We start from the raw sequence: 5723 nt of genomic DNA, 5'->3' as shown, positions 1-5723 counted from the left end.
TCAGGGTGCGCGACATCGAGCAGGACAGTCTTGTCCGACTGAACAATGAGCGGTCCGTCACTTAAAGGCATGGGGGCGATTATGCCTGTTTAGGGCACGAAATCCTAACCCCGCAGCGCCTCCGACCACTTGGTGGTTTTGCCGTTGTTGAGGATGGAACGACGGTAGATGCGGGCGGTGAGCCAGATGACCAGGCAGGTTGCGACTGCGGCGATGGCCAGCGAACCTGCGAGCTGGAGTGCGGTGAAGTCGCCGGCGGCGTAGGACAGCGGCGCAGCGAAGATCGACACCGGCGGGATCCAGCTGAACACCTGCATCCAGGTCGCATCGGTGTTCATCCAGCCAAACGCGGGGACGTAGGCGCTGGCGATGATCAGCAGCAGGACCGGCATCTGCGTGGACTGGAGGTCCTCGGTGCGCTGCACCATCGCACCGGCGGCGGCGTAGAGTCCGCCGAAGAACACCATGGCCAGCAGGTACGACAGGAGCATGACGGGCAGGATCGACCACGCGATGTCGACATCCTCGAGCAGTCCGGTCACCTTCAGGGCGATCCCAGCCGCGGCGACCAGGATCGCCGTGGAAATGAACCCGAAGACGAGGTTGCCCAGAATCTTGCCGGCCAGAAAGTCCAGCGGGCGGACGGTGGACAGGATGAGTTCCACGACGCGGGAGGACTTCTCCTCCGTGACACGGCTGCCAACCTGGGCGGCAAACGTGATCACCATGAACACGATGAGCATCAGCAGGATGAACGCGGTGAGAAGTTTGATGAAGTTTGCCTCGGATTCGGCATCGTCCTTGCCGGCGTCGAGGTCGCCGATATCGACCGGGACGACATCGATCTCAGGGCTGGCGGCCTCGAACTCGGCGGGTGTGACCCCGAGTTTCTCCAGCGCGGCGGACTGCGCGTAGGCCTCGGCGAGGGCATCGATCCTCGAGGTCACGTCGGTGTCGGGCAAGCCGTCGGAAATGACCTGCCACTCGTTGTCCTCCGCGATGAGCGCGGCATCCACATCGCCGTCGCGCACAAGACGCTCAGCTTCCGCGCGGTCGGCGGCATCTCGCGGCTCGAGGCCGGAACCTTCGAGCATGTGCTTATCGACGTCGACGACTGCCACCGACTGTGCCGAATCCTCTGGATCCTTGTCCTTCTGCCACGCGGCGAAACCGATCAGGCCGACAATGGCGAGCAGCATGATCAGCAGAGTGATCGTCACGGATTTCTTGGCGAACAGGATCTGGATTTCCCGCTTCGCGGTGGTCGTGATCGTGTGCAGGGGAGAGTATGTGTCGTGGGTGGACATTACTTGACAACCTCCTTGAACAGGTCGGTCAGGTCGGGGACGACGCGGGTGAATTCGTGGACATCGCCGGCCGCGAGAGCCGCGCGGAGGATGTGCTGATCGTTGCCGGTGGAGTTGGTCTCAAGGACGACGTGGTTCGGGGCGTCGTCGATAAGCACCGTGCCTTCCGGGTACCAGTCGCGGGCGGTGGTGCCGACCTTGTAGCGGACGGGGCCCTGGCTGCGCAGTTCGTCGACGGTGCCTTCGGCGACCATGCGGCCGCGGGTGACAATGCCGACGCGGTCGCAGAGACGCTGGACGAGGTCGAGCTGGTGAGAGGAGAAGACCACTGGAACGCCATTGGCCGCTCGGGCGGTGAGCATCGTGCTCATCACGTCGACGGCGACGGGATCGAGGCCGGAGAACGGCTCGTCGAGGATGAGGATGTCCGGGTCGTGGATGAGGCTGGCGGCGAGCTGCACGCGCTGCTGGTTACCCAAAGAGAGGTCATCGAGCTTGTCGTTCAGACGCTCGCCCAGGCCGAGCTCGCCCAGGAGCTCCTCGCCGCGCTTCTTGGCGGCCGCGCCGTCCACGCCGTGGAGCTTGGCCAGGAAGACGAGCTGGTCGAGGATCTTCTCCTTGCCGTACAGGCCGCGCTCTTCCGGCATGTAGCCGATGCGGCGCCGCGTGGCGTCGTTGAGCGGCGTGCCGTCGAGCAGCACCTCGCCGGTATCGGCCTCGAGCACGCCCAGCGCGATGCGCATCGTGGTGGACTTGCCAGCGCCGTTGGAGCCGACGAAGCCGTAGAGTTCGCCGTCACCGACGGTGAAGTTCATCCCGTCGAGCGCCTGGGTCTCCCCGAAGCGTTTGTGCAGGTCTCTGATTTCAAGAGTGGTCATTGTCAGTCCTCCTTGCGGTTGAAGGTGATGGCGTAGGCGATCATGGGCAGTGGGTAGACGATGAGGAAAGTGAACAGCATGAAATAGCCGGCGGCGATGAGAGCCGTGCTGCCGGGGTGGTCAATCAGCTCACCGGTAAGCATGAAAGCGAAGCCGCCGATTCCGTTGAGCAGGGCGAACACTTTCATCGCGCGCTTGCGCCAGGTGTCCAGCACGCTGCGCTCGTACTCGTCGAGCAGATCGTCTGGGATGCTGTCAGCGTTGCCGTTCTCGGCTCGGATCTGTGCCCATGCAACCAAGCTGATCACCACGAAAACGAACGAGAGTCCAGACAGCCACCACTGGCTCAGCGTCAGCTGGAGTGCGGTGCAGACGATGAAAGCGAGCATGAAGAAAAAGAAAACAAAGATCAGAGTCTTCGTTTTTCTCTCGCGGTCGAGGCGTTTCATTTCGGGTACAGCTCCTTCGACATAGGGGCGAATTCGGTGCGGGAGAACACGGCCTCGACGGGGAGGTCGAACACCTCGCAGACGCGGAAGGCGAGGTCGAGGCTGGGGGAGTGGTCGCCGCGCTCCAAAGCGCCGATGGTCTGCGGGTTCACGTCGATGAGCTCGGCGAGTTGGTTGCGCGACATGTCGCGCTCCGTCCTCAAGACGCGAACCCGATTGTGTATCGGGATCTTCGGTTTCTTACGTGGTGCCACACAAGTAAGTGTTGTATAAATGCAACAATCTGTCAATGAATTTGAAGAAAAAAGTTTGGTGAACCCGATGGGGACAGCATGAGACTATGGCTGCAACAATCACGTCCGCCGCCGCGCATCTGGTCCGCGAATTGGGCTCTGACCAGACAATTTCCACCCGCCAGATCGATCGCATTAAGTATGCCCACGACGCGTCGCACTTCCTCTACACCCCGCAGGTGGTGGCGGAGGCGCGGAACGCCAATGACGTGGCCGCGGCCTTCCGGGCCTCGGCATCGTCCGGCACGCCAGTCGTGCTGCGTGCGGGGGAGTACCTCGCTGTCCGGTCAGGCGGGCGGCGGCGGAATGATGATCGACGTGCGCAAGCATTTCCGCGGCGTTGAGGTGCTCGACGGCGGAAAGCGTGTGCGGGTTCAGTCCGGTTCGACGGTGCGCCAGGTCAATGCGCACCTCGCTCCGTACGGCCGCAAGTTGGGGCCGATCCGGCATCTGAGGGCGAGGCGACGCTCGGTGGAGTGATCTCCAACAACTCCTCCGGCATGGCGTGCGGCACGCAGTACAACACGCTCGAGTCCCTGACATTCGTGCTGCCGTCGGGAACCGTCATTGACACCGCACGCCCTGACGTGGAGGCGCAGTTCAAGCGGGAAGAACCGGAGCTGGTGGACAAGCTCGAGGAGCTCAAGCGTCGCCTGCGCGGCAATGCGGAGTCCGTGAAGAAGATCGAGCAGCACTTCGCGTTGAAGAACACGATGGGCTACTCGCTCAACGCCTTTTTGGACTACGAGTCCCCGCTGGACATTTTCACGCACCTGCTGGTCGCCTCCGAGGGCACACTGGCGTTCATCGCCGAAGCCGTGCTGCCGGCGACGCTGGAGCTCATGGACTCGCGCTCCATCGCCGTGGGCCGCGGCTTCGTCTCCGCGACGCTGATGAGCAGCGGCTGCGGGACGGGGAAGCGGGAGTAGCGCTCGAGCGTATCCACTGCCTGCTCGGCGTCGAAACCGGCGGCGCGCGCGTTCCACAGCGCGAGCGGGGTAATGCGGTAGGTGTGGATGTGTTCGGGCGCGCGCTCGAGCTCCGCGAACGGGGCGAGTGCGGCGCGGGCCTTCGGCGCGTCCGGGTGCGAGACCTCCAAGAGGACGGTGTTGTCCGATTGGACGATGAGCGGGCCGTCGCCGAGGGGCATGAGGTTCCTTTCTCTCCGCGGTAAAGGTGCTGCTGCGTAGCGTAACCGGCGCCGTCTTCGCGGCATTCCTGCGCGAGTGGGGAGGGGATTCCCCGTGAGGGACACTTTTTCGCTGCAACTCGCCATCTCGCGGGCGATGGCCCACTAGGCTCGACATGTATGACGGCAATCACTTCTGTCAACGAACCTGCTCCACGCCACTCGGTGACGTCTGTGCCTCCCGAGACGCTCACCGCCGCGCTGACGTCCGAACTCGGCGCGCCCGCTGCCACTGAGACCGTGAGCACGCGGCTCATCGACCGCGTCAAATACGCCAACGACGCCTCGCACTACATCTACACCCCGCAGGCGGTCATCCAGGCGCGAAGCGCAGCCGATGTCGCCGCGGTATTTCGTGCGAGCCGGCGCACCGGGGTGCCCGTCGTGTTGCGCTCGGGCGGCTCCTCACTCTCGGGCCAGGGCGGGGGCGAGGGCATGCTTGTCGACGTCCGCAAGCACTTCCGCGACATCGAAGTCTTAGACAACGGCGCCCGCGTGCGCGTGCAGCCCGGGGCGACGGTCCGGTCAGTGAACAATAGGCTCGCCTTCTACGGCACGAAGATTGGACCAGACCCGGCCAGCGAATTCGCCGCGACGATGGGCGGCGTGATTGCCAACAACTCCTCCGGCATGGCGTGCGGGACCAAGTTCAACACGTACCGCACGTTGGAGTCGATGACATTCGTGCTGCCGTCCGGCACCATGATCAACACCGCGGATCCTGGGGCGGGGCAGCAGTTCCGCGAGCAGGAGCCGGAGATCTTTGACACGATCGTGCGCCTGCAAAAGCGAGTGCGCGAAAACCCAGCGTCAGTGGCGACGATCCGGCGGCACTTCGCGCTGAAGAACACGATGGGCTACGGCGTCAATGCGTTTTTGGATTTCGACGACCCGTTGGACGTGTTCGAGCGACTCATCATTGGCTCCGAGGGCACGCTCGCGTTCGTGGCGGAGGCCATTTTCCGCACCATCCCGGACCCGAAGCTGAAGACCACCACGATCGCCGTCTTCGATTCCATCGAGGCGGCCACGCGGACGTTGCCCGACCTGTTCGATTCCGAAGCCGCCACGCTGGAGCTGATGGACTCATGCTCGATCGAAGCGGGCCGCACCTTCGCCACAGTCCCGGAGCAGATCCAAGGCTTCGAGGTCCACAACCACGCAGCGCTGCTCATTGAATACCACGCGCAGGAGGAAGAGGAGCTGCGGGCTCGGCAGGCGCGCGGTGCGGAGATCCTCGCCAGCCAGCGGCTGCAAACACCCGCGGCGTTTTCCACGGATCCGGCGTTTTACTCCACCGCGTGGGCGTTCAGGAAAGGGCTGCTCTCGCAGGTCTCGGGTGCGCGGCCCTCGGGCACGACCGCACTGTTTGAGGACGTAGTCGTGCCCGTCGCGGATCTGGCCGATACCTGCCTTGAACTGCAGCAGATGTTTGACACTTACGCCTACGAAAACGCCGTGATCTTCGGCCACGCCAAGGACGGCAACATCCACTTCCTCATTACGGACCGCTTTGAGGGGGAAGAGAACCTCACCCGCTACAACGGGTTCAACGATGATTTGGCCCGTTTGATCATCGGCCGCCACGGCAACCTCAAAGCGGAGCA

At 63.5% G+C, this 5723-nt stretch carries 6 protein-coding genes and 2 pseudogenes; 3 read left to right on the top strand and 5 right to left on the bottom strand.

Going from position 1 to position 5723, the window contains the following annotated elements:
- Positions 1-104: 104 nt before the first annotated feature.
- Genes EAW56_RS10860 through EAW56_RS10845 form a run of 4 tightly spaced genes read right to left on the bottom strand, consistent with a single transcriptional unit; the run spans position 105 to position 2888 of the window.
- The gene (locus EAW56_RS10860; RefSeq protein ID WP_122086529.1) at positions 105-1307 is read right to left on the bottom strand and encodes an ABC transporter permease; all 1203 of its coding nucleotides are present in this window, start codon (positions 1305-1307) and stop codon (positions 105-107) included.
- On the bottom strand, positions 1307-2185 hold the full coding sequence (locus tag EAW56_RS10855; protein WP_095277177.1) for an ABC transporter ATP-binding protein: 879 nt from the start codon (positions 2183-2185) through the stop codon (positions 1307-1309). Before EAW56_RS10855 ends, EAW56_RS10860 begins: the two co-directional genes overlap by 1 nt.
- A gap of 2 nt (positions 2186-2187) precedes the next feature.
- Positions 2188-2634, bottom strand: coding sequence for a hypothetical protein (locus tag EAW56_RS10850; RefSeq protein ID WP_095277175.1), 447 nt, complete (start codon positions 2632-2634; stop codon positions 2188-2190).
- On the bottom strand, positions 2631-2888 hold the full coding sequence (locus tag EAW56_RS10845; RefSeq protein ID WP_095277173.1) for a helix-turn-helix transcriptional regulator: 258 nt from the start codon (positions 2886-2888) through the stop codon (positions 2631-2633). The genes EAW56_RS10850 and EAW56_RS10845 overlap by 4 nt, the downstream gene beginning before the upstream one ends.
- 86 nt (positions 2889-2974) lie before the next feature.
- Between EAW56_RS10845 and EAW56_RS13065 the strand changes: the two genes are divergently transcribed.
- Both EAW56_RS13065 and EAW56_RS13055 read left to right on the top strand, forming a co-directional pair.
- A complete protein-coding gene (locus tag EAW56_RS13065) occupies positions 2975-3271 on the top strand; it encodes a hypothetical protein (RefSeq protein ID WP_244213413.1) in 297 nt (98 codons plus the stop codon).
- Positions 3234-3856: pseudogene (locus EAW56_RS13055) on the top strand (FAD-binding oxidoreductase). Before EAW56_RS13065 ends, EAW56_RS13055 begins: the two are co-directional and overlap by 38 nt.
- On the opposite strand, the pseudogene EAW56_RS10835 reads toward EAW56_RS13055, so the two are convergent.
- Positions 3796-4077: pseudogene (locus EAW56_RS10835) on the bottom strand (helicase-associated domain-containing protein); the annotation flags it as partial. The pseudogenes EAW56_RS13055 and EAW56_RS10835 overlap by 61 nt on opposite strands.
- A gap of 159 nt (positions 4078-4236) precedes the next feature.
- On the opposite strand from EAW56_RS10835, the gene EAW56_RS10830 reads away from it, so the two are divergent.
- Positions 4237-5723 (top strand): FAD-binding oxidoreductase (locus tag EAW56_RS10830; RefSeq protein WP_147453293.1); only part of this gene is annotated, 1487 nt, incomplete at its 3' end.

The sequence above is a fragment of the Corynebacterium gottingense genome (genome assembly GCF_003693265.1).
GTDB classification, from domain to species: Bacteria; Actinomycetota; Actinomycetes; order Mycobacteriales; family Mycobacteriaceae; genus Corynebacterium; species Corynebacterium gottingense.
The sequence above is the reverse complement of the archived record's forward strand: the minus strand, read 5'-3'. Positions and strand labels throughout refer to the sequence as shown.

Excerpts from the sequence above, each read along its gene's own strand:
- EAW56_RS10860 (WP_122086529.1), bottom strand. The coding sequence starts at position 1,307 with ATGTCCACCCACGACACATACTCTCCCCTGCACACGATCACGACCACC.
- EAW56_RS10855 (WP_095277177.1), bottom strand. The coding sequence starts at position 2,185 with ATGACCACTCTTGAAATCAGAGACCTGCACAAACGCTTCGGGGAGACC.
- EAW56_RS10850 (WP_095277175.1), bottom strand. The coding sequence starts at position 2,634 with ATGAAACGCCTCGACCGCGAGAGAAAAACGAAGACTCTGATCTTTGTT.
- EAW56_RS13065 (WP_244213413.1), top strand. The coding sequence starts at position 2,975 with ATGGCTGCAACAATCACGTCCGCCGCCGCGCATCTGGTCCGCGAATTG.